14 protein-coding genes are annotated in these 22,759 nt (G+C 46.9%); 11 read left to right on the forward strand and 3 right to left on the reverse strand.

Translation table 11 applies throughout. The features are described 5' to 3' along the window. The first annotated feature begins 259 nt into the window (after positions 1-259). From ACJJH9_RS06805 to ACJJH9_RS06820, 4 genes are all read left to right on the forward strand, one after another. A complete protein-coding gene (locus ACJJH9_RS06805) occupies positions 260-2,443 on the forward strand; it encodes a type I secretion system permease/ATPase (protein ID WP_444924721.1) in 2,184 nt (727 codons plus the stop codon). Then, positions 2,440-3,810 carry an HlyD family type I secretion periplasmic adaptor subunit gene (locus ACJJH9_RS06810; RefSeq protein ID WP_444924722.1) on the forward strand — a complete coding sequence of 457 codons (1,371 nt, stop codon included), beginning with the start codon at positions 2,440-2,442 and terminating at the stop codon, positions 3,808-3,810. The genes ACJJH9_RS06805 and ACJJH9_RS06810 overlap by 4 nt, the downstream gene beginning before the upstream one ends. Before the next feature lie 109 nt (positions 3,811-3,919). After that, complete coding sequence (locus ACJJH9_RS06815; RefSeq protein ID WP_444924723.1) at positions 3,920-4,858, forward strand: hypothetical protein; 939 nt, start codon at positions 3,920-3,922, stop codon at positions 4,856-4,858. A gap of 39 nt (positions 4,859-4,897) precedes the next feature. Continuing rightward, on the forward strand, positions 4,898-13,219 hold the full coding sequence (locus ACJJH9_RS06820) for a calcium-binding protein (protein WP_444924724.1): 8,322 nt from the start codon (positions 4,898-4,900) through the stop codon (positions 13,217-13,219). A gap of 216 nt (positions 13,220-13,435) precedes the next feature. Here ACJJH9_RS06820 and ACJJH9_RS06825 read toward each other — a convergent pair whose 3' ends face one another. The 3 genes from ACJJH9_RS06825 to ACJJH9_RS06835 form a co-directional block, all read right to left on the reverse strand. Further along, positions 13,436-13,717 carry a 2TM domain-containing protein gene (locus tag ACJJH9_RS06825; RefSeq protein ID WP_444924725.1) on the reverse strand — a complete coding sequence of 94 codons (282 nt, stop codon included), beginning with the start codon at positions 13,715-13,717 and terminating at the stop codon, positions 13,436-13,438. A 190-nt stretch (positions 13,718-13,907) separates the two neighbouring features. Further along, on the reverse strand, positions 13,908-14,537 hold the full coding sequence (gene maiA / locus ACJJH9_RS06830) for a maleylacetoacetate isomerase (RefSeq protein WP_444898531.1): 630 nt from the start codon (positions 14,535-14,537) through the stop codon (positions 13,908-13,910). A 75-nt stretch (positions 14,538-14,612) separates the two neighbouring features. After that, entirely contained in the window at positions 14,613-15,746 is a 1,134-nt protein-coding gene (locus tag ACJJH9_RS06835) for a homogentisate 1,2-dioxygenase (protein WP_444898530.1), read from the reverse strand. A gap of 266 nt (positions 15,747-16,012) precedes the next feature. Between ACJJH9_RS06835 and ACJJH9_RS06840 the strand changes: the two genes are divergently transcribed. The 7 genes from ACJJH9_RS06840 (at position 16,013) to ACJJH9_RS06870 (ending at position 21,687) form a co-directional block, all read left to right on the forward strand. Next, the gene (locus ACJJH9_RS06840; RefSeq protein ID WP_444898529.1) at positions 16,013-16,513 is read left to right on the forward strand and encodes a MarR family winged helix-turn-helix transcriptional regulator; all 501 of its coding nucleotides are present in this window, start codon (positions 16,013-16,015) and stop codon (positions 16,511-16,513) included. A 25-nt stretch (positions 16,514-16,538) separates the two neighbouring features. Further along, positions 16,539-17,729 carry an amino acid aminotransferase gene (locus tag ACJJH9_RS06845; protein ID WP_444924726.1) on the forward strand — a complete coding sequence of 397 codons (1,191 nt, stop codon included), beginning with the start codon at positions 16,539-16,541 and terminating at the stop codon, positions 17,727-17,729. Positions 17,730-17,821: 92 nt separating this feature from the next. After that, a complete protein-coding gene (locus ACJJH9_RS06850; RefSeq protein ID WP_444924727.1) occupies positions 17,822-19,189 on the forward strand; it encodes a class II 3-deoxy-7-phosphoheptulonate synthase in 1,368 nt (455 codons plus the stop codon). A 468-nt stretch (positions 19,190-19,657) separates the two neighbouring features. Next, positions 19,658-19,993, forward strand: a complete 336-nt coding sequence (locus tag ACJJH9_RS06855) for a hypothetical protein (protein ID WP_444924728.1) — start codon at positions 19,658-19,660, stop codon at positions 19,991-19,993. Between the two features lie 451 nt (positions 19,994-20,444). Next, positions 20,445-20,825, forward strand: a complete 381-nt coding sequence (locus ACJJH9_RS06860; RefSeq protein ID WP_444902864.1) for a DUF7674 family protein — start codon at positions 20,445-20,447, stop codon at positions 20,823-20,825. A gap of 92 nt (positions 20,826-20,917) precedes the next feature. Continuing rightward, positions 20,918-21,295 (forward strand): hypothetical protein, encoded by a 378-nt coding sequence (locus tag ACJJH9_RS06865; protein ID WP_444909073.1) that lies wholly within the window; start codon positions 20,918-20,920, stop codon positions 21,293-21,295. A gap of 128 nt (positions 21,296-21,423) precedes the next feature. Continuing rightward, a complete protein-coding gene (locus ACJJH9_RS06870) occupies positions 21,424-21,687 on the forward strand; it encodes a hypothetical protein (protein WP_444901995.1) in 264 nt (87 codons plus the stop codon). The last annotated feature ends 1,072 nt before the right edge of the window (positions 21,688-22,759 follow it).

Below are 22,759 nucleotides of genomic sequence, written 5' to 3' on the forward strand. Positions count from 1 at the left end.
TGGACGCTTCCAAGGTTTTGGTGCTTACGTATATGGGTTGTTTCATGACCATTGTGACTTTTTAGTAGCTATAATTTTTTCTAGCTGCTACTCATAACGTTTCCTGAAAGCCATTGTTTTAGAGGCTAGTTTTTTAATTTGTGAAGTCATTAGAATTTTAAGAAATCTTTTTTTGTTCCAATTGCTTTTCTGTTGAATGGTCAATTTTTCTTGTGTAGCTTTGTGGCACAGTTGTAGATCAAGCAGTAGTTGTAAAAAAATGGATTTCTCTCAGTCCAAAAGTAGTGTGGACACAGGCCTGTCCTCATTCCTGTTGGTGGCACGTTTCCACCAAACCCCCGCAGATGCTGATCAGCTGCGCCATGAATTCTCTTGTGAAGGAACACTCTTTTCTGAAACAGAGATCGTTCGGGCCGCAAAGTATCTAAAGCTTAAAGCGCGTACTTTTAAGACCTCTTGGAATAAGCTCTCTGGCCTCGCCTTACCCGCTATTGTTTCAATGAAAGATGGTACTTTTGCTGTATTAGCGGGAGTTCAAGAAGAAAAGGTGCTTGTTCATTTTGGGTGTGGCGGGCAACCAGAAGAAATGGAAAAAGAGGCTTTCCTTTCTTCATGGGACGGCCGCACTATTTTGGTCGCAAAGCGATCACTATTACCTGGAGGCAAAGGAAAGTTTGATATCAGTTGGTTTGTTCCAGCAATCCTAAAGTACAAACACCTGCTGAGAGACGTAATAGTTGCCTCTTTCTTTATTCAAATTTTCGCTTTGATAACACCCCTTTTCTTTCAGGTGATGATTGATAAGGTTTTAGTGCATAAAGGGGTGACAACGCTTGATGTGCTGGCATTTGGACTAATAGTGATATCAGTGTTCGATGTGCTGCTGAATGGCTTACGTAACTATATTTTTACCCATACTACCAATCGAGTGGATGTTACGCTTGGTGCAAAGTTATATCATCATTTGACGCGATTGCCTGTTGCCTATTTTCTTGCTCGGCAAGTGGGTAATACTGTTGCTCGTGTTCGTGAGCTGGATACCATTCGCAACTTTATCACCAGTTCGGCTCTTACATTGGTGATTGACTTATTTTTTACCATCGTTTTCTTCGCGGTAATGTACTTTTATAGCCCAACACTCACCTGGATAGTGCTGGGCTCTATACCATTTTATGTGGCGCTTTCAGTTTATATCACCCCAATTCTGCGAAATCGACTGGATGAAAAATTTAAGCGTGGTGCGGAAAATCAGGCATTCCTGACTGAATCAATCGCAGGGATTGAAACGGTTAAGGCAATGGCGGTAGAGCCGCAGATGCAGAAACGCTGGGAAGAGAATCTCGCCGCTTATGTTGCCGCATCTTTCAAGGCAAGCAACCTGGGAAATATCTCCGGTCAGGTTGCCCAGCTAATCAATAAGATCGTCACTGTATTGATTCTATGGGTGGGAGCCACCCTAGTGATGAGCAATGAACTCAGCATTGGGCAGTTGATCGCTTTTAATATGATTGCTGGGCGGGTAAGTGGCCCCATCCTTAAATTGGTTCAGCTTTGGCAAGACTTTCAGCAGGCGGGAATATCTATAGAACGCTTAGGGGATATTCTCAATACACCAGCGGAGCCTGGCCACAACCCAAATCGAACCACCTTGCCAAGAGTCACGGGCAAAGTAACTTTTGATAATGTCTCTTTTCGCTACGCTCCGGGGCAGCCTCAAATCCTTCGCCAGCTTAATCTTGAGGTGAAGGCTGGTGAGGTTATTGGTGTTGTTGGACGCTCAGGTTCAGGTAAAAGCACGCTTACCAAGCTAGTGCAGCGTTTGTATGTTCCAGAGAGCGGCCGTGTGTTGGTAGATGGGATCGACCTGGCTCAGATGGAACCATCTTGGTTGCGCAGACAGGTGGGTGTTGTTCTACAGGAAAACCGTCTGTTTAACCGATCGGTGAAAGAAAATATCGCCCTGGTAGATCCAAGTTTACCAATGGAAAGGGTGGTGCAGGCAGCAAAGCTAGCAGGTGCGCACGACTTCATTGTGGAGTTACCGGAAGGGTACGACACCCAAGTGGGTGAGCAGGGAGCGTCTCTGTCTGGGGGGCAAAGACAACGTATTGCGATTGCTCGCGCTCTTATTACTAATCCTCGGATTTTAATTTTTGATGAAGCCACTAGTGCCCTGGATTATGAGTCTGAGCGTATTATTCAGGAAAATATGAGACACATTTGTAAAAATCGCACGGTCTTTATTATTGCCCATCGACTTTCTACCGTACGCCATGCAGACCGGATTATCGTTATAGATAAAGGAGAGATTGTTGAAAGTGGCCCCCATGAGGAGCTAATAGAGAGGGAAGGCTACTACGCCCGCCTGCATAGCTATCAAAATCATACCCCCAAACTTAAGGCGGTGCCACAAGCGGCAAAACTGGACGAGGGTCAGCTATGAAATGGTTGCCGGCATCCTCAGATAAAAAAGAGATTTTAAGTGATAAGGAAATCCATAGCTTTCGCCCGGCTGCGATTGAAGTGGAGCAGACACCTCCTTCACCTTTGGGGCGTGCAATTATGTGGGCCATTGTTTCACTGTTTATTATCGCGATTCTTTGGGCTTGTTTTGGTCGCATCGATATTGTTGCCACGGCTCAGGGTAAGGTGATTCCCAGTGAAAGGGTAAAGACCATCCAGCCGCTGGAAACCGCTGCGGTAGCAGCCATTCACGTAAAAGAAGGGCAGAGGGTAAAAGCCGGTGACCCGTTAATTACTCTGGATACCTCCATTACTGCTGCAGATGTTCGCAGGCTTAACCAAGAGTGGCGGGATGCGGCTTTGCACCGCAACCGATTAGAAGCTCTAACGAACTGGTTTTCTTCTGAGCGGCAATCATTGCCCAGCATTTCTGTACAGCTCCCAGAGCTCGCTCCCTATATGGGGAAATATGAAGCTCTGCTTCAGCAGGAGGCAGCAGAATTTACTGCAAACCTGACGTCTCTTCAGGGGGAGGCGGCACGCATGGCCGCTGAGTACAAAATGACTGAGGCGGAAGTTACGAAAAATAAACGACTGCTAGAAGTGTTGAATGAGCGAGTCAGCGCTTATGAAATCATGCAGAAGAAAAAGCTTGGGGCTCGCATGGAATATTTAGAGGTAAAGCAGAGCCAGATTGAAGTTGAACAAGATATCAGTATCCAACAGGCTAGTTTGCTTCAGTTGCAAGCAAGCATGGCTGCAAATGAAGCCCAGCAAGATGCGCTTCTACATCAGCAATATAAGTTAGCTCTACAACAATTGCACGATATTCGTACTCGTGAAGCTTCTCTCTATGAGGAAAAGCTTAAAGCGGAGCAGCGAAGCAAGCAATACCATTTAACTGCTCCAATTGATGGCGCAATACAGCAGCTAGCCATACATACGATTGGTGGTGTGGTAACTCCTGCGCAAGAATTGATGTTGGTCGTTCCTGAGCAAAGTGATATGGAAGTCGAGGCTTATATTCTTAATAAGGATATAGGGTTTGTTCATGAGGGACAGTCGGCAGAAGTTAAGATCGATACCTTTAACTTTACCAAATATGGGGTAATTGATGCGGAGCTTGTAAATCTCTCTGATGATGCTATTCAAGATGAGCAGTTGGGGTTGGTATACAAAGCACGCTTAAGGTTAAAGCAAAAAGGACTTTCTGTGAAAGGTAAATTTGTAAGCCTCTCTCCGGGGATGTCGGTGATGGCAGAAGTTAAGACTGGTAAAAGGAATATTATAGAGTTCTTCTTGTCTCCTTTGTTAAGGTATAAAGATGGCTCTCTCACTGAAAGGTAGGGGCGATTTTTTGATGATTTTATTCGAGTCTGCGCGTGGTGTCTTTAAAAAGTAGGTTCTATTTTTTGGTATTCATTAAGAATTGGATGTGTAATTGGTCGAGGGCCTTGTGGTCGTTAAATTCTATTTGATTGTTGTTTTTTTATTATTAAGTTCTCAAGTTGTATTCGGGCAAGAGTTGGTCGAGTGTGATGAGGGTATGGTAAGTGTAGGAGTGTATGATGATTTTTTATTGGAGGATATGAAAGGGCATCTATTATTACAACCTCCCGGTCAGAGCGAGGCTTATTTTGATATTTTTATTGATAGAGTTTTGTCGAGTTTTTTAGATAGGTACTCTAAGAAATTATGTCATCTTAAAGGCGTGGCGGACCCTTTGGTTACCATTTCTTTCATTAATAGGCCCATGGTGGTTTGGCCGTCTGTATCATTTAGGAGGACGAACGCCTTAATGAAACATCGAAAATACCTGGAAGAGATGGGGAGGCTGAAAAAGAAAGTTGTTTCGCCAGAATTTATTGGTGTTCCATCTGAGATAATGCCTGATGAGGAATATTCTTGTAATGTTAAATCTCCATGGGTGAATCTTTCATCGTACTATAATAATGGCAAAGAAGTAGTGCATATTGTTATAAACTGGTCTGTTCGTCAGCAAGTCTTTGATCAGTATTTGATGGTTCATCGTAAAGATCTTGGTGGTTTGAATGAGCTGACTATTTTTAACAGTAAATATAGGTCGTATATAAATTACTTCTCTGGTGCTTGGAGGCGATTAAATCCAAAAGATAGGGAAGCTTATTTTTCCAGAAAAATCCCTCCGGACCTTACTTGGCTATTCTCGACTTCGCCAAATGCAGGAGCAGATGATTCAACTTTTCCTGATTTGTATCAAATTGAGGAGCATGCATTAGTTGTTTATCCGGATTTTATTTCCAATTTAATTGGTGTTTGTTTTGAAGGGGGGAGTGGTGTTTTAAAGATTAATAATATTTTGGATGCTGTTGAATATATTGGTGGCGATTCATTCAAGATTGATCGAGATCCTTAGGGTTCTATAATTGATTGCTTTTAGTAGAGGGATTTGTATATGTCTTTTTTTGAATTTAAGACAAGGTTGAAGTTAACCGGCTATTCGGACGCCGATAAAGGTGTGGTGTTAGGCGCCCTTGAGAATATCTATAACGGTTCAAGTACGTTTAGAAGTATGCTTGATAGTTATTCTGGATTTGTTGAAATAAAATATGCCCCTGGGGAAGCAAAAGTTACGGGAGGTATGGCTTTTCGGCATGTAGAATTTGATCCGGCTATAGCAGATAATACCTTTTCATATATCTCCTCAGGAGGTACTGCGGTCGCATATTCTGTTGAATCAATTTTAGTGCATGAGCTTGTACACCTTTTTGAGGATGTAGTGGACAATTGGGATGATCAATTAGATTATCAAGGAGATACTCTTAGAGCAGAGGCTCCCATCTATGATGAGCTTGGTATTCCCAGGCGATTATCCTACATTGGGTCTGATAGAACTGGCTCTCTAATAGCAGGCCAGAACTATACCGGGGGGGAGGAAATTGATCGTGCAGTAGTTGTTCCTTTTCATGATCAGCGTACTGGTGGGGATTATGTGGGATGGGACTCTACCCCTGCCGGCGATTCTCGAGACCTCTTAGTAGGCAGAGACGCTGATGGGCAGAATTTATCCTCGGGAGATGGGGATGATTTTTTATATGGTTTAGGTGGGAATGATTTTCTTCACGGTGGTAAAGGCGAAGATAAGCTTTATGGCGGTGATGATAATGATACTTTGTATGCTCAGGATGAGTTTGATACAGGCGACACATCAAAAGATGAACTTTATGGTGGTGCAGGAAACGATAAACTTTATGGAGACAGTGGAGATGATCTTCTTGATGGAGGAGAGGGCGCTGACATCCTAGAGGGCGGAAAAGGTGATGATATTTATAAGGCTGATGACGAGGATGAGATTACTGATGAAGATGGAAATGGAAGTGTCTATTTAAATAATCAGCTTCTTACTGGTGGGTCTCGAAAGGAAGATGATCCTGAAAATGAATATAAAGATAGTCGTGGTAATGTATATGTCTTAAGTGGTAGTACATTAACTATCAATGGCGGTCTGAAAATTCATAATTATGATAAAGATAACAGTTCCCTGAATATTGTTCTGGAAGATGAAGATGAAGATGAAGATGATGAGGAGGATAAGCAAGAGGATGAGACTCCAGATACTGGTGATGCGGAAGATACAACATCACCTATCGTTATAGATCTGGATGGTGATGGTATAGAGACTCTTGCTATCGGTTCCAGCTATTTTGATTTAAATGGTGATGGACTGAGTGAATTGTCCGGTTGGATTAGCCCGGATGATGGATTTTTAGTATACGATTTAGACGGTGATGGTCGTATAACAAGTGGCGCGGAGCTATTTGGAAATCACACTATTTTGGACAATGGTGAAAAGGCAGAGCATGGATTCTTAGCTCTTGCAGAGTACGATTCCAATGGCGATGGTGTCATTGATGCCTCTGATGCCTCATATAGTGCATTGCAAATATGGCGAGATACCAATGGTAACGGCATAAGCGATGCTGGTGAATTATATAGCTTGTCTGATAGTGGAGTGCTATCAATAGGTACTTCATATTCCACGTCTGATTTTACAGATTCTCACGGCCATGAGCATAAGCAGATTTCAACCGTTATGCTTAGTGATGGCACTGCTTCAACTGCAGCAGATGTATGGTTTAAAGTTGACTCTACTCGCCGCAAAAATAATGGTGCAGTTGAGTTGTCATCTGATGTGCTATTTATGGCTAATGCGAAGGGTTTTGGTAATGTGCATGACCTTCATCAGGCCATGTCATTAGATCCTGAGTTAAAATCCCTTCTGGAAGAATATATTTCTGCCCCTGATGAGATAAGCGGGGATGCCGCTTTGGATAATTTGATTTATCGTTGGGCTGGCGCAGAAGATGTTGATCCCTACAGTCGAGATCCTAGCAAAATTTATGGTCACGTAATGGATGCTCGCCAGCTTGTGACTTTAGAAAATTTGGTGGGTCGTCCTTACATGGGCACTTGGTGCTGGGGCGAACGTGACCCAAATCCTCATGGGCAGGCTGCTCCCATTCTGATTGCTGAATATCAGGAATTTAAACGATTTACAGCTGCGCAAATCCTTGCACAAACAGAATACGCCGAGGAGCTTGATATTATTCAGTCTGCCTTCGGTTCAGATGCTCACTCGATCACTGTCGATTGGGATAGCTTGCAAGGTCGCCTAATGACCATGCTTGAGAATGGTGAAAGTGAGCGTATTGTTGCCATTATTGGCGTTCTTACGGACTTGGGCACCTATTCTCCCAGTTATCGAGATAAAAGGGATGCGGCTTTCCAGGCGATCGCAGCTGCCAGTGTTGACCTGGCTCCTTTCTTTGACTTTTCATCAATGATTGGCACCTCTAATAATGATTCTCTGAATGGGGTTGGTACTGGCACTATATTTTATGGTCTTGAAGGAGATGATCGACTTTATGGATATAGTAGTAGTGATAGTTACCATTTTTCTTTTGGGCATGGTGATGATGTAATCCTTGACCGCGGCGGGCTTGATCAGATTGTCTTTGGTGAGGGGATTAGCCAGGAGAACCTTGAATTTTCTAGAGACGCTACCTCGGTTTGGATTTCAGTTAAAAATCTAGATGGCAGTGATGCTGGCTCAGTACGTATAGATAATTTCTTTGACTTTGATGGCACCTTAGATTTTGGTGTGATTGAAAAAATATATTTTGCTGACGGAAGTGCATTAGAGCAGTCGGAGATACTAGATCTGTTAATAGCATCCTCTTTGACTGAAGATAGTGATTTAGTATTTGGCTCCACTACCAATGATACGATTGATGCTTTAGGCGGCGATGACAATATTCATGGTTTGGGAGGCGATGATCGTCTGTCTGGTGGTGAAGGTAACGATACTTTGCTGGGAGATGATGGCAATGATCTTCTTATAGGTGGGGCTGGAGATGACAGGCTTGTCGGAGGTCGAGGCAGTGACACCTATATATTCGAGGTGGGCCACGGTAAAGATGTAATTGATAATGCTGCTGAACCGGGAAACAAATTGGACCGGTTGGAATTTGGTATTGGCATAGATCCAGGTTTGGTGGATGTAAAGCGAAGCGGCGATGATCTACTTCTTATTACCTCAGAGAATGATAGTGTTCTGCTAACTGATTACTTTAGGGGAGAGGCTGGTGATGGGACTGCAATTGATGAAATTGTTTTTAATGATGGAACCCTATGGACAATCGCAGATGTAAAATCATTTGTTTTACAAGCTAGCAATGACAATGATTTAGTAGAAGGCTATAGCTCCGACGATGTTCTCAGCGGGTTAGCTGGTGATGATGAACTTTACGGGCATGGAGGTGCAGACACCCTGTCCGGTGGGGAAGGGCAGGACACCTTGTATGGTGGATCAGGTAATGATCAGCTATTTGGCAATGAGGGCAGTGATGTATTGAAAGGTGAGGAAGGTGATGACCTGCTTGAGGGCGGTGGCGAGCGCGATTTTCTCTATGGAGGTGCCGGTAATGATTCTATTAAAGGCGGTTCTGGCAGCGACCAACTAGATGGTGGGGCAGGGAATGACACTTTATACGGTGGGGAAGATAACGATTCTATTACGGCTGGAGCTGGTAATGACTTTTTAGCTGGGGGTAAGGGTAATGATCATCTAAACGGAGGAGCTGGTACAAACAGTTACTTATTTGTTAAGGGTGATGGCCAGGATACTATTGTTGACTCCTATGAAGATGTTGTAACCATCTATGTGTCAGAGCTCTCGCTGGAAAGTTTAGTTTTCCGCCGTAGTGGCACGAGCTTGGAAATTACATTTGCGGATAGTCCAAATGATAAGCTGAGTTTACAGTCATTCTTCATTGATGAATCTCCAGTTGTCGGTATACGCATAGAATATGGAGCGGGCCAATCACTATCTATAGGTCCGGACCAATTACTATTACTCACCTTGGATGGTACCGAAGCTTCAGATCTTATTTATGCTTACTCTAGTGATGATGTCATTGAAGCGCTAGGGGGAGATGATATTGTTTATGCTGGTGATGGTAATGACACGCTGGCAGGCGGGGCTGGTGATGACCAATTAAGTGGTGGCGAGGGCAACGATATTCTCTCAGGGGATACCGGTAGCGACAATATTTCCGGTGGCGCAGGGGATGATATTTATCGCTTTAAGCGCGGTGATGGAGTCGATACTTTTAGTGAAACCTCCGGTGCAGATCGTGTGGAGTTCACTGATATTGCCTCTAGTGAAGTTTTAGTGCGTCGTCAAGCGGCCAATCTGGTCATTAGTATCCCCGGTTCTTCTGATGCAATTACCCTAAGTAATCAGTTCCTTGGGGAACAATTAACTGCTGCAAGCTCCAGCTTTGAAACTGTTACTTTTAGTGATGGCGTAACTTGGGACTTTGAGGCATTGATGGCCCAGGCAATAGCCGGTACTGAGAGCGCTGATACTATCCAAGGGTTTAGTTCAAACGAAGTGATTCAAACCTTAGGCGGTGATGATTTGGTTAATGCTGGTGACGGAAATGACCAAGTTGAAGGTGGTCAGGGTAGTGATGAGCTACATGGTGAGCTTGGCAATGACACTCTGAAGGGCGGCGACAATAACGATACCCTTTACGGCGGTATTGGAGATGATGAGCTTCACGGTGATGCCGGAGAGGATGTCCTTGTCGGCGATAGCGGTTCCGACACTCTTTACGGTGGAACTGAGAATGACGACCTTTCCGGCGGGAGTGGTGAAGACACTCTGAATGGCGGAGATGGAGACGATACCTTACGTGGCGGCCAGGATAATGACACCCTGTATGGTGATGCAGGTAATGACACCCTGTATGGGGATAGTGGCACTGATGAGCTTCATGGTGGTGAGGGTAATGATGAGTTGTACGGTTCTGGTAAGCTCTATGGCGATGCTGGTTCCGATAAGCTCGAAGGTACAGGATTGTTGGATGGCGGTGCCGATAACGACGAGCTGTACGGGCTCGGTGCAGCAACATTAATTGGGGGCTCAGGAGACGATACCCTGGTTGCTGACACTGATACCTGGTCCGGCACGGCAACTACCCTTGCCGGTGGAACCGGTAACGATACCTTGTATGGCTCTTTCGGGGATGACATTTACCAGTTTAACCTTGGGGATGGTAGAGACACCCTGATCGAGCGCCGCGAGGGCGAGAACTTTAGTAATGTTGATCCCTCAATGGATACCTTACAGTTTGGTATGGGTATAAATGCTGCCGATCTGGAATTTATTCGTCAGGGAGATGACCTGCATATTCGCCATCTTAACGGCACTGATGAAATCACGATAAGCAATTGGTTCCGCGAACCAAATGATCACTTCAAAATTAACCGCTTCGAATTTACTGATGGAACGGTCCTTACTGATGCGGATCTTGAAGCGCAGATGGTGACATTGGGAACGGATAGTGCTGATTCATGGATAGGTTACCGAGATCTTAATGAAGAAGTATTTGCTGGTAACGGTGATGATAAGGTTTGGGGGCGTACGGGCAATGATGAACTCCATGGTGAAGCCGGAGATGATTACCTAGATGGTGAAGAAGGTGATGATAGACTCTTTGGTGGAGACGGTGTAGATAATCTGGTTGGCCGTGTTGGCAATGACTATCTGGAAGGCGGCCTTGAGGGAGATACTCTTCAAGGTGGCGAAGGTGCTGATCAATTATTTGGTCAGGATGGCAAAGATAGTTTGTTTGGTGGCGAAGGCGACGATCTATTGGATGGTGGTGCTGATAATGACTACTTTGAAGCCGGAGAAGGTAAAGATACTTTGCTTGGTGGAAGTGGTGATGACCAGCTAAGTGGTGGTGCCGGTGATGATGAGCTGACCGGTGGCACTGGCAATGATACGTATGTATTTGGAGCTGGTGATGGCCATGATGTTATTCACAATAGTGATGGTGGTTCTGATGGTGTGTACTTTGCGGATGGGCTAAGTGAAGACCGCCTGACATTTACCCGTGATGGTGATGATCTGCTAATACTTATCGACGATGGTAGTAGCGATAGTGTCCGTGTTAAGAATCATTTCCTTGGTGGCGAAGCTTCAATTGATTGGGTACAACCATTTGGCACTTCGATGATTAATACCACTAGGATTAATCAGTTGGTAGCTGGGGAGCAAAATGGTGATTTCGATAACGTAATTACTGGTAGCAATAATGGTGAGCAACTGGGCGGCACTAATAATCAGGACCTTATTCAGGGGCTTGATGGTGACGACTCTATCTTTGGTATGGGAGGTAACGACCAGATCGAAGGTGGCGAGGGCGCTGACCAATTATATGGCGGTAATGGCAGTTACTCTGGTAGTGGTGATGACGTAATCATTGGTGGTGCTGGTAATGACATTCTTGTAGGTGAGGATGGAGATGATCAGCTGGCTGGTGGAGCAGGTGATGACCACTATTATTTTAAGGCTGTGCCTGGGGTGAATACCATCGATAATAGTGGTGGTGGTACCGATGGTATCTTCTTCCTTGACGGGCTCCAGAGGTCACGTCTTAGCTACCACCGTGATGGCGATGACCTGGTGATATTGATTGACGAAGACTTGCAGCAACAAGTGCGAGTGACCGATCACTTCTTGGGTGGGGACTATGCTATCAGTTTTGTTCAGCCAACAGATGGTGGCTTCTCAATAAGTGCTGCAGATATTGACTCCATGCTAACAGTATTGCCCACTGATGCCGGCAATGGAGATGGAGACCAGGGTACAGATCCTGGCACAGGAGATGGTAATACCGATCCCGGTGATGGTGATACTGGATCGGGTGATGGTAATGGTAATACCGATCCTGTTCCTCAACCTGGGTTAGGTGGCAATGATGTACTCACCGGTACTGCGGGGGATGAGCTACTTGTAGCTGGCTCCGGTGATGACACTCTTACCGGTGGTGCAGGAAATGATGTTCTTCGTGGCGGTGAGGGGGATGATATTTATATCTTCACCGGTGGGCAGGATATTCTTGAAGAGCTGGGAGGCGTTGATACATTACGCTTCTCGGGAGGCATTACATGGAATGATGTCGCTTCAGGTTTAGTTGGGTCTGGTGATGACCTGATTTTACGAGTTAGCGGAGGACCGGATCAGATTACACTTAAGAATTTCTTCTTGGGAGGGGATAACCTAGTTGAAACGATTGAGTTTGAAACCGGCGGCCAATTGACTGCGAGTGATATTTTTGGTGCCTTCGGAATGGCGATACCAACTCCTCAAGAAGCTTTTGAGCAGGTTATTGATGGTGGCTCCGGAAATGATAGCTCCTTAGATGGGACCGCTAATGTTGATTTAATCCGTGGCTTTAATGGCGATGATCAACTTAGTGGTGGCGCAGGTAATGACCAGCTTGAGGGAAGTAATGGTGCAGACCAATTAACTGGCGGAACCGGTAATGATTTGTTAATTGGCGGTCGTGGAGATGATGTCTATATATTCAATGCTGGAGATGGTCAAGACATTATTGATAATACCGGGGGGGGGCTGGACGTCCTTCGATTTGAAGGTATTGGTTTTAATGATATTGCCAGTGGCTTATTAAAGTCTGGAGATAATTTGATCTTGCAAGTAAGCGGTTCTAGCGATCAAATCACTCTGAAGAACTTCTTCAAGGGTGGAGATCATGCTATCGATAAGATCGAATTTGCCTCTGGTCAAGAAATATCTTCCGACCAACTCTTTGGAGTTTTTGGCATTAGCAATCCTGACTCCCAAGGTTCTCCAGACTATAGTGGATTACCGGATGAGCGTAGTTTTGGCACTATGACTTCTGGTAGTTTTGCAGACGAAGTTATTGTTGCCTCCTCAGATGCTGACTTTATTGATGCCGGAGCTGGTAATGATCATTTGTATGGAAGTACAGGTAATGATTACCTTCTTGGCGGGGAAGGGGATGATGTTTATCACTTCGCCGCAGGTGATGGCATAGATACCATAAACAATTTCTCTAACACCTCTGGCACTGACGAACTGCAGTTTGCCGACGGTGTTGATGAAGCTAATTTATGGTTCAGCCAAAATGGTAATGACCTAGTTGTAGACTTGCTAGGTAGCCAGGATCAGGTGGTCGTACAAGATTGGTTTGCGAATACCGCCAACCAACTTGATAGCGTACGAACTAACGATGCTGTGATCTCCAGTAGTGATATTGAGCAGTTGGTTTCGGCGATGGCGTCCTTCGGCGCACCTTCTGGTGGAGAGGTTACATTGACCACAGAGGAGCAAGAGCAAGTTAATACTGCAATTGCCTCTACTTGGCAGGCTAGCGCTTAAGTCTAGGTAATTCTGGTGCTTTGCTTAAGCGAAGCATCAGATTTTTTATTGAATGGCCTGCTCGTAAATGAGTAGGTCATTTTTCCATCAATAGGAAATCTAGAGTGAGGATTTTTGAGTCTGTATTTTGTGCTGTTAAGTGTTAAGAGGGGAAGGCTAAATCTTGCTGGCTTTTTAAAGGAAGCGTGTTTTCGTACCCTTGGCTGATGAATATCTTTATTTTTTCTCCATCCTCTTCTCTACCTGCTTTTTCTCCCACTCAGGCCCAAACAATGTAAAAGGTTTAAAAGTTCGCACAGCGTGGGAGGCGATTCCGATGCCCCAACCAAGGGCTGCCCAGAGAGACCAAAGGTACTCTGGGATGAGGATTAAATTAGCTATTAAAAGTCCAGCAATCACTATCAAATAAGTAATTAGGTGTTGGTAAAAGCCTTTGAGCTTTCTTACATGCTCGATGGCTTCCTTCTCTCTTGCAGAAGTTGCTTGCTCAGGCTGCATTTTTTGATCTCAGTGATAGATACTGCGGTGGTTATATTTTATTGCTTATGTGCAGAATCTTAACCACTGCGCGCTATGGTGGGCAAGTGTAAAAGCTGGGATAACAGTTGAGTTTTGTTAAGAATTTTATGACTGGATATTCATGTAAGCCAGAGCCCGGAGAAGCCGAGATCTGGCTTACTTAAATAGACTATACAGTGCTATCGGGCTGTTTTTCGGGGTGAGCATCAATAAAAGCCGCTAATTCGTTACAGGCCTGGGTGATCTTTTGTATTTTGGGGTACTGATTCATATCCATACCAAAACGTTCGGCGTTATACACCTGCGGTAGTAAGCAGCACTCAAAAAGCCCGGGGGTGTCACCAGCGGCAAAAGGCGCGGGTTCTAGCTGTTTCTCCAGGGCGGCAAATCCCAAGTGAATCCAGTGCTGAATCCACTGAATTTTCTGCTCTTCAGTCACTTTGAATTCAGAAATCAGATATTTGAGCACGCGGAGGTTTTGCAGGGGTTGGATATCGCTGGCAATGCTTTGTGCCAGGGCTCGAACATGGGCGCGAGCCTCGGCATCTTTGGGTAAGAGCGCTGGCTCTGGGTGAGTTTCTTCCAACCACTCCAAAATAGCCATAGATTGAGTGAGGCTGATGTCCCCGTCATTGAGCGTTGGCAGAAGCCCCTGGGGGTTTAGCTGGCGATACTGCTCGCTGTGTTGATCGCCTTTCACTAGATTGACTGGGAGATAGTTATAGCTCAGGCCTTTTAAATTTAGCCCAATACGCACTCGGTAGCTTGCGGAGGAGCGGAAGTATCCGTAAAGGTCCATTCTCTTTCCTTTATTGTCAGTCATTATGGTGGCGGCTGGGAAAGCTGCCGATTAATTTATTAATTCTTTCCCCTGTTATTGTGGCGTTTTCCAGGAGTTCACGTAATCCTCAAACTCTATCGCCTCGGCATCCGGCAGTATATCCCATGGGGTGCGGCTATCGATCATGACCGCCACTTCATCGGTTGCCTTGCGGGCATGTTTTGCGCCGGTGGCAAATGCCTTTGGGTGGGGCCCGTGGGTGAATCCCATGGGGTGCAATGTGAGCATGCCGGGGTGAATATTATCCCGGCTGAAAAAATTGCCGCGGTGGTAAAAGATAAGCTCATCGTAATCGTCATTACTGTGAAAAAACGGTACTTTTAGAGCGCCGGGATCACTCTCAATGGGGCGCGGCACAAAAGTGGCTACGACAAAGCCCGGGCCCACAAAAGTGGTGTGGGCAGAGGGGGGCAGATGGTAGCGATGACTCATTACTGGGCGAATATCTCTCCAGTTGATTCTTACTGCGAGGTTGTCACCGGTCCAACCAGTGGCATCTAGTGGGTTAAATGGGTAGGTGATCTTGGAGAGTTGTTGGCGTGCCTTCACCACTACCTGCCACTGGGTGTCTCCCTGTTGGGCGAGAAAGGCTTCGTCGATGCTCGGCACATCCAAGATTGCCTCGTCAAAGATAGCATTGGGGCCGAGAATCCCCTTCTCTGGGAGCTGGAAATGCCCACCGCTTGCCTCGATCAGCAGTAATTCCAGGGGCTCGTTTTCAGTAGGGGAGAGTCTCCACATGGTCCCGCGCGGTAGGAGTATATAGTCACCATCGCGGATACTCAGCCGGCCAAAATCACAGAACAGCTTCCCACTGCCGTTGTGGACGAAGAGAAGTTGGTCGCCATCGGCATTGCGTATTAAATGGTCCATGGGTTCCCGGCAAATCCACAGGCCCACCAGGCTATTTTCATTGCGCAGAAGGGGTTTCTGGTCCCAGGGGCTATCGCCTGAATGTTGCAGTTTGGTGCTATCGAAGGCGTGTGGTCGCAGTGGGCCTGTGAATTGGCTCCAGCCTGTGGGGGGATGGCTATGGTAGAAATGCGTACAGGGGCCAAAAAAGCCCTCCTTGCCCATTTCCCTCTCAAAGGTATTGGCCGGGAAATCTGCATGGGCCTGTCGGCTGGTCTTCCCTTCTACGCGGGGAAAGCGAATCCACTTGTTCATGGGCGGCCTCGCATCTTGCTCGCAGGGCGGCTGGCGGAACATTGATCAACTCGATGGACTGCCACGCATGTTTTTTGCGTTTAACCGGCAGACTGGTAACAAAAATGGCGCTGAAAACCCTATACTGTGCGACCAATTTTGTCCGGTGCTCCAGGATGTTGCTGCGCAACATTCGTGTGCGCAGTGGTTACAATTGAAACCAATGTTAGTTAAATTGGACATCTGGTACAACCGGGGTTCGAAGATAGGCAGGTGTGAGAGCAGCCATGACCAATGACCACAATGCGCCGGATGCGGCGGTAAAGCAGGATGAGTTGCGCCTGGAGAAGTTCTTGCCATATCGCCTTTCGGTGCTCTCGAACCGCGTGAGTAACGCCATCTCTCAAGCGTATGGTGCGCGCTTCCATCTCACCATTCCCGCCTGGCGGGTGATGGCCATTCTCGGGCGCTTTCCCGATCTTTCCGCTGCTGAGCTGGTGGAGCAGACAGCCATGGATAAAGTGGCCATTAGCCGCGCTGTTTCCTCTCTACTTAAGAATGATTACATCACTCGCAGTGAAGACCCTGCGGATCGCCGTCGTCAGGTGTTGAACCTGTCTGAGCTGGGGAGTGAGGTGTATGCGCGCATAGTGCCGCTCGCGCAGCAGTATGAAAATGATTTGATTGCCTCGCTCTCCTCTGAGGAGCGGGAGCAACTGGATGGCATTATCGAAAAACTGATGGTTCGCGCTAAGGAGTGGTCCGAGCGCGGCTTGATAGACCAATAAATAGGATAAATAAAGGAGTTTTCAAATGTTTGAGCATTTAAGCAGCCTACCGCCAGACCCAATTCTCGGCCTGCTGGCCAGCTACCGTGCGGATGAAAACCCCAGCAAAATTGACCTTGGGGTAGGGGTCTACAAGGATGAGGCCGGCCACACTGCCGTTTTACAGGCGGTAAAAGAGGCAGAGACTCGCTTACTGCAAAGCGAGGAAACCAAAGCCTATATTGGCCCTGCGGGTACCCCAGGGTTCAATTCGGTGATGCAGGAGCTGATACTGGGCGCTGGCCATCCGGCCATGATTGGAGGCCGAGTGCGCTCAGCGCAAACCCCCGGTGGATGTGGAGCCCTGCGCGCTCTGGCAGAGCTGATCAATCGCGCCAAGGCCGGGGCCACGGTTTGGGTGAGCGATCCTACCTGGGCAAACCATGTTCCCCTTCTTGGTAACGCTGGCCTCAACATCAAGAGTTACCCTTATTACGACCGCGCTACCAGCAGCTTGCAATTCGACAAAATGGTGGAGACCCTAAAGAACGTGGGTGAGGATGATGTGGTTCTGTTCCACGCCTGCTGCCACAACCCTTGCGGTGCGGATCTTTCTCGCGAGCAGTGGAAAGTACTGGCAGAAATGGCGCAAAAACAGGGCTTCACCCCATTTATCGATATGGCCTACCAGGGCTTTGGCGAAAGCTTGGAAGACGATGCCTATGGTCTGCGCCTGATGGCTGAATCTGTGCCCGAGATGTTAGTGGCAGCCTCCTGTTCTAAAAACTTCGGCCTCTACCGTGAGCGTGTAGGCCTGGCGATGGTGATCTATGCCAACGGTGAGAGCGCTGATAAAGGCCATAGCCAGATGCTGAGTGCCATTCGTGGGAACTATTCCATGCCACCTTCCCACGGTGCAGCGATTGTGGAATCTATCCTTACAGATGCAGGCCTTAAAGCGAACTGGGAAGCGGAATTGACCGAGATGCGTGAACGTATCAACGGGCTACGCGCCGGTTTGGTAGAAGGCTTGGCCGCTGCCGGAGCTGCTGGTGATTTCGGCTTTATTCGCCAGCAGAAAGGCATGTTCTCCTTCCTGGGCATTAGTCCAGAGCAGGTGCAGCAGCTGCAGAAGGACTATTCCATCTATATGGTGGACTCCAGCCGCATCAGTATTGCCGGTTTGAGCTCCAACAATATGGAATACTTCTGCAAGGCAGTTGCCAGCGTGCTGTAAATTCGGCACATTTGGGGGTGAGCGTATTGCTCACCCTTAAGTTTTACCTAAAGATGTAAGAGTGAAAGATGGAAGTTGAGCTAGGAGTCCCAGTGTCTGAATCCCCCACCCAAATCTGGACCCCGCAGAGCTGGCGAAACTTCACCGCACACCAACAGCCCAAATACACCTCCACCGATGATGTTGCCCAGGTTGCCAAACAGTTAGCTGGCCACCCACCTTTGGTATTTGCTGCCGAAGCGCGTGAGCTGCGCCGTCAATTGGCCCAGGTAGCGGAGGGTAAGGCGTTTTTGTTACAGGGCGGCGACTGTGCCGAATCTTTTGCCGATTTCAACGCAAACCGCATTCGCGATACATTTAAAGTGCTGCTGCAAATGGCTGTAGTACTGACGTTTGCAGGTAATTTACCCGTAGTAAAAGTGGCTCGGATGGCCGGCCAGTATGCCAAGCCCCGATCTGCCGATACTGAAACGATTAATGGTGTTGAGCTGCCAAGTTACCGTGGAGATATTATCAACGGTATCGACTTCACTGCGGAAGCTCGCCAGCCAGATCCTCAGCGTATGGTCACCGCTTATAACCAGTCGGCGGCGACTCTCAACCTGCTGCGCGCCTTCGCCCAGGGCGGCCTGGCTGATTTACATCAGGTGCATGGTTGGAACCTGAGCTTTCTTAAGAACAATCCGCAGCGTGAAAAATACGCACTCTTAGCCGAACGTCTGCAAGAAGCGCTGGAATTTATGGCGGTGTGCGGCGTTACCTCAGAAAATACTCCCGCAATTCGAGAGACGGTGCTTTACACTTCACACGAAGCACTATTACTGGAATACGAGCAGGCGCTCACTCGCACCGATAGCCTTACCGGTAAATGGTATGACTGTTCTGCGCATATGCTCTGGATTGGTGAGCGAACTCGCCAGCTGGATGGTGCCCATGTGGAATTCCTCTCCGGGGTTTGCAATCCTATCGGCGTAAAAGTCGGCCCCAATATGCAGCCTGATGAGTTGCTGCGCTTGATTGATAAACTCAACCCTGAGAACGAAGCTGGCCGCCTTACCTTAATTACCCGTATGGGAGCCGATATCCTCGCCGATAAGCTGCCCTCACTGGTACGTGCAGTGCAGGCAGAGGGGCGCTCTGTGGTCTGGAGTACCGACCCCATGCATGGCAACACGGTAAAAGCTGGCAATGGCTACAAAACCCGCGATTTTGATAAAGTTTTACGAGAGATCCGCGACTTCTTCTCGGTACATTGGTCCGAAGGCAGTCACCCCGGCGGTATTCACCTGGAAATGACCGGTGAACATGTTACCGAGTGCACTGGTGGCGCCTGGAAAATTTCCGAAGCGGATCTTGCCAGCTGCTATCGCACCCAATGCGACCCAAGACTGAATGCCGACCAAGTGCTGGAGCTAGCTTTCTGCGTATCTGAATGGCTGCGTGCAGGGCGAATTGCCTAACGGCTTAATGTAAATACTACTACATTAAAACCCCTTGCTCTGAGATCGACAATTGGACAAGGGGTTTTTCTTTACTGGAAATAAAGCTGAGAGTTCAAAGCCGGGAGCTAAGAAATGGCCCCCAGCTTGAGTGCCAGTTAGTAGTTCCAGAGTTCAATAATTTCAAATTTGAAACCTACATCCATTTCGTGACCCAAACAGACCAGAGATTTCGGTCGTCGTGACCGTTATTTCTGAGTATTTGTAGATTGGTGATGAAAGCCTAATGAAATCAACGGGTTGGATGCGGCAAGAAATCTGTGATAGTGGTCATGATGACCATTTTTCCATTTGTGAAGATGGTGCCACTTGATTGTATCTAGTTGATTTTTGAGGGCAAGTCAGAGCCATGGCGGGAATTTGCAACGGAAATAGTAATCAAGATAATAGTGGTCGTGATGATCACTATATAAATGTTAAGTTTTCACAATGAAAGCAATAAGTGCAGAAGAATACAAACTACTAGGTCTTTTTGAGCGGGAGCCTGAAAGGCAGGGGCTAGATGACTTATGGTTGTTTGATGATTCAGTTTATACCGCAACTCAAGAAAATCTGAAACTAACGGTTGCTATTCATCCGTATCATAAAGATGTTCGCATAATACTATGGCTAGGCGACAGAGAAGTTTACGAATATTCTGCGATAGACGTCCAGGATATAAAAGTGCATAAAGATAGCTTTCGCATAGATATAAATCCTAATCAGGCTATCAACATAAACATAAGGCCTTCAATTGGCATTAAACATGAAGCCACAAAAACTTAACAAGTAAAGGCAGTCGGACGGCTGCGCCGCTCGCTGCTTTGGGCGTTATTGGTGCCGGCAAATTTTTTCCGTTTATCCGAGGTTGCTGGAGTTTCAGTGCCAAAAATAGCATCCAGTATTGATGCCAGTTTGGCAGGTTGCTATTCAAGTATGTTCGTTCCTAGAGCGTTCGCTCAGGTCCGGCAGGATGGGGCAACTCAGAGTATTCCTCTAGAGTGCCCGTAAGATAAAAAATAGTTGGGGAAAGCGCGGTATTCTTTCCTCGTAAATTTTAGGCAGTGGCCAGCCAATTCGTGGCTGGCATAGTGCTAGTAGCTGGTTCAGAGTGCGGCCACAATAACCAGGCTAGGCAAGATCGCCCAAGGCCCCTGCGGGGCCCCGGGCTGGACAGCCTACGCTGTGCTCCGGCTGCCCCTGCTAGCGGCGTTAGAACTCCAGACCGAGAAGCGAGATGGATTTAGATACCTTTTGTAGGCAAATTAAGGAAACCTATCCTGAAATATCAGCACATGCTGACAAGTTATATGATGACTATTGGAACAGGTTGGTCCAAACGGAATTCTCTTCATATTCTTGGTTTGAATCACTAGCGAATGCCCTGAATAGCGAAATGAAAAAGAAAGTGGCAGCTGATAATTATCAGGCACTTCTTGAAATCATTAGTTCAGAGTACGAGCACGGTGAAAGTGGAATAATGAAAGCAATTGACGTCGCGTTCGTAGAGAATCTGTTTTGGCAAGTTAATAGCGATAATGCTCGGCCGTACTGGGAAGTAATGCCTAAGAATCTAAAGGGGCTCTATGTCGGGTTTCACGGGCAAGCACCGCTCTAACAATCACAGGCACGTTGCTACGGCCCTGCGGGCCTCTGCAGGACGGCCTACGCTGCGCTCCGGCCGCCCGTGCTGTGGGCGTTAGGCATCATATGGAAATAATAACTGAGCAAGATGCTTTCTTCCTTGTCGCTCTAAGCGCATCAGAAGAGTCGTCCCTGATCGAGCTTAGATGGGAGTTCGAGAAGTGGGATCATAGCTCTATTGAAGTAACCACCATCATAGAAAGCCTCATTAAGGACGGTACCATTTTACTAAGTGAGCGCGAAGGTGAGAGCTTTAGTGACTACTCCGTAAATGACTCCCTGGCTATAGCAGTGACTTGGAGTAAATCTGAGTCTTGGAATACCATCCTATTTCTAACCGAGGCTGGTGATCAGCGGTGGAAAACCGACGATTGGGGCATTACCACTAAGCGTGCAAAACATTTAATGTTTTCAAACAAAGGGAGCGTTACCCGTGTTCAGTAGCTGCGTAGAGAGCATGCCTAACAAAACGCTCAACTACACTCCGGCCGCAAGTGGCCTCCGTCGGACAGCCAAAAGCGTGCTTCGCACTGGCTGCCGGTTAGCTCAGCGTTATGTGTCATGAGAAGGGTATGAAACCTAAAGGTTCAAGTATTACAGATAGTTTGTTGTGGTTTTTAATAGCCATATTCCTAGCTATATGGCTTGGCAGCCAATTGTATTGGGCAGCAGTAAATTTAGAGATTCAAGACCTACGGGTTGCAGCTGTGGTTTCGTTCAGCACACGCCCAACCTGGTTCTCTTTTGTTGTCAGTATTAAGGCAGTCGCATGGTGTTTTTCCATTTTTGTGGTTTACAAATATGCAAAATCAAAACTCGTCAAATCAAACACATAACCAGGTGCAGCACAACGCGGCTTCGCCGCTCGGACGCCGCAAGCGGCGCCCGTGTGCACGGCGTTATGTGTAAATCGAGACCCGAATGAGCAAGAAAGCCAGGCGTATTTTTATCGCAACATATTTTATTCTTGGGGCCGTTGGCATCCATTTTCTCGGCGAGGTACACGCGTCAAGAATGATGGAAGTATTGACTAAGAATCCGTCACCTGACTTGTATGCTAATAATCACGGGTTCCAATACGTAGCGTTCTGGTTTCCATGGGGTATAGCCTTATCATTTGCTCTAATATTTTCAACAGCATTACTCTACAGGGTTCTGAACAGGAAAAATGCCAAAAGCACATAACAAAACGCTCAACTACACTCCGGCCGCACGCGGCCTCCGTCGGACAGCCAAAAGCGTGCTTCGCACTGGCTGCCGGTTAGCTCAGCGTTAGGGCTCTGCGAGCATGATTCGAATACACAGTCTGACAAATTGGCGTTCAAACTATGAGTCACGCCTTACCGGAAGCGAGGTTATTCTTGATGCTATTGTCCCCAAATTCGGTACGACGCTCAGAGTTGAAATCTCTCGGTATGAATATGCAGTTGAGGGTGATGCTAACTTACTTTGGTGTCCGCCGGATTCAGAGTTAAATGGGTGGGAATGTAGGCCTTCAGAGATTCTTCATAGCTATATAGTTGAAGGGTATCTATCTGAGGAAAAGAACGGGGTATTTAGCTGTAATATTAAGTCCGTGACTCCGCTACTAGATGTCTTGGAATCAGCAACTAATTCAGGCGACTTTAGCTTTCCTCGCTGTGGGGAAGTGGATGGAACTAGCTTTAATCTGTGGGAGAGAGCTTATTCGGTACAGTCAGCAGCAATTGGTCGCTATATTTACTTATCGGGCTCTGAATGTGAAACGAGTCTTGAGGCAATATTCATAGAGGGTTCATCTGGGTTAACACTCTTGTATCACGCTATGATTCCTCCTGCTACAACAGAAACCGTAATTACTCAGCATGCACTATCAACCGAAGAGCAAGCACTCTTTAGGAAACTAATTAATGGGGCAGAGAAAATTGT

The organism is Microbulbifer mixtoriginis (SeqCode) (genome assembly GCF_052466715.1).

Bases quoted from the DNA above. Each gene is read 5' to 3' on its own strand.
- ACJJH9_RS06865 (WP_444909073.1), top strand. From the start codon at position 20,918: ATGGAAATAATAACTGAGCAAGATGCTTTCTTCCTTGTCGCTCTAAGC.
- ACJJH9_RS06840 (WP_444898529.1), top strand. From the start codon at position 16,013: ATGACCAATGACCACAATGCGCCGGATGCGGCGGTAAAGCAGGATGAG.
- ACJJH9_RS06860 (WP_444902864.1), top strand. From the start codon at position 20,445: ATGGATTTAGATACCTTTTGTAGGCAAATTAAGGAAACCTATCCTGAA.
- ACJJH9_RS06855 (WP_444924728.1), top strand. From the start codon at position 19,658: ATGAAAGCAATAAGTGCAGAAGAATACAAACTACTAGGTCTTTTTGAG.
- ACJJH9_RS06820 (WP_444924724.1), top strand. From the start codon at position 4,898: ATGTCTTTTTTTGAATTTAAGACAAGGTTGAAGTTAACCGGCTATTCG.
- maiA (WP_444898531.1), bottom strand. From the start codon at position 14,537: ATGGACCTTTACGGATACTTCCGCTCCTCCGCAAGCTACCGAGTGCGT.
- ACJJH9_RS06845 (WP_444924726.1), top strand. From the start codon at position 16,539: ATGTTTGAGCATTTAAGCAGCCTACCGCCAGACCCAATTCTCGGCCTG.
- ACJJH9_RS06825 (WP_444924725.1), bottom strand. From the start codon at position 13,717: ATGCAGCCTGAGCAAGCAACTTCTGCAAGAGAGAAGGAAGCCATCGAG.
- ACJJH9_RS06805 (WP_444924721.1), top strand. From the start codon at position 260: ATGGATTTCTCTCAGTCCAAAAGTAGTGTGGACACAGGCCTGTCCTCA.
- ACJJH9_RS06810 (WP_444924722.1), top strand. From the start codon at position 2,440: ATGAAATGGTTGCCGGCATCCTCAGATAAAAAAGAGATTTTAAGTGAT.
- ACJJH9_RS06870 (WP_444901995.1), top strand. From the start codon at position 21,424: ATGAAACCTAAAGGTTCAAGTATTACAGATAGTTTGTTGTGGTTTTTA.
- ACJJH9_RS06835 (WP_444898530.1), bottom strand. From the start codon at position 15,746: ATGAACAAGTGGATTCGCTTTCCCCGCGTAGAAGGGAAGACCAGCCGA.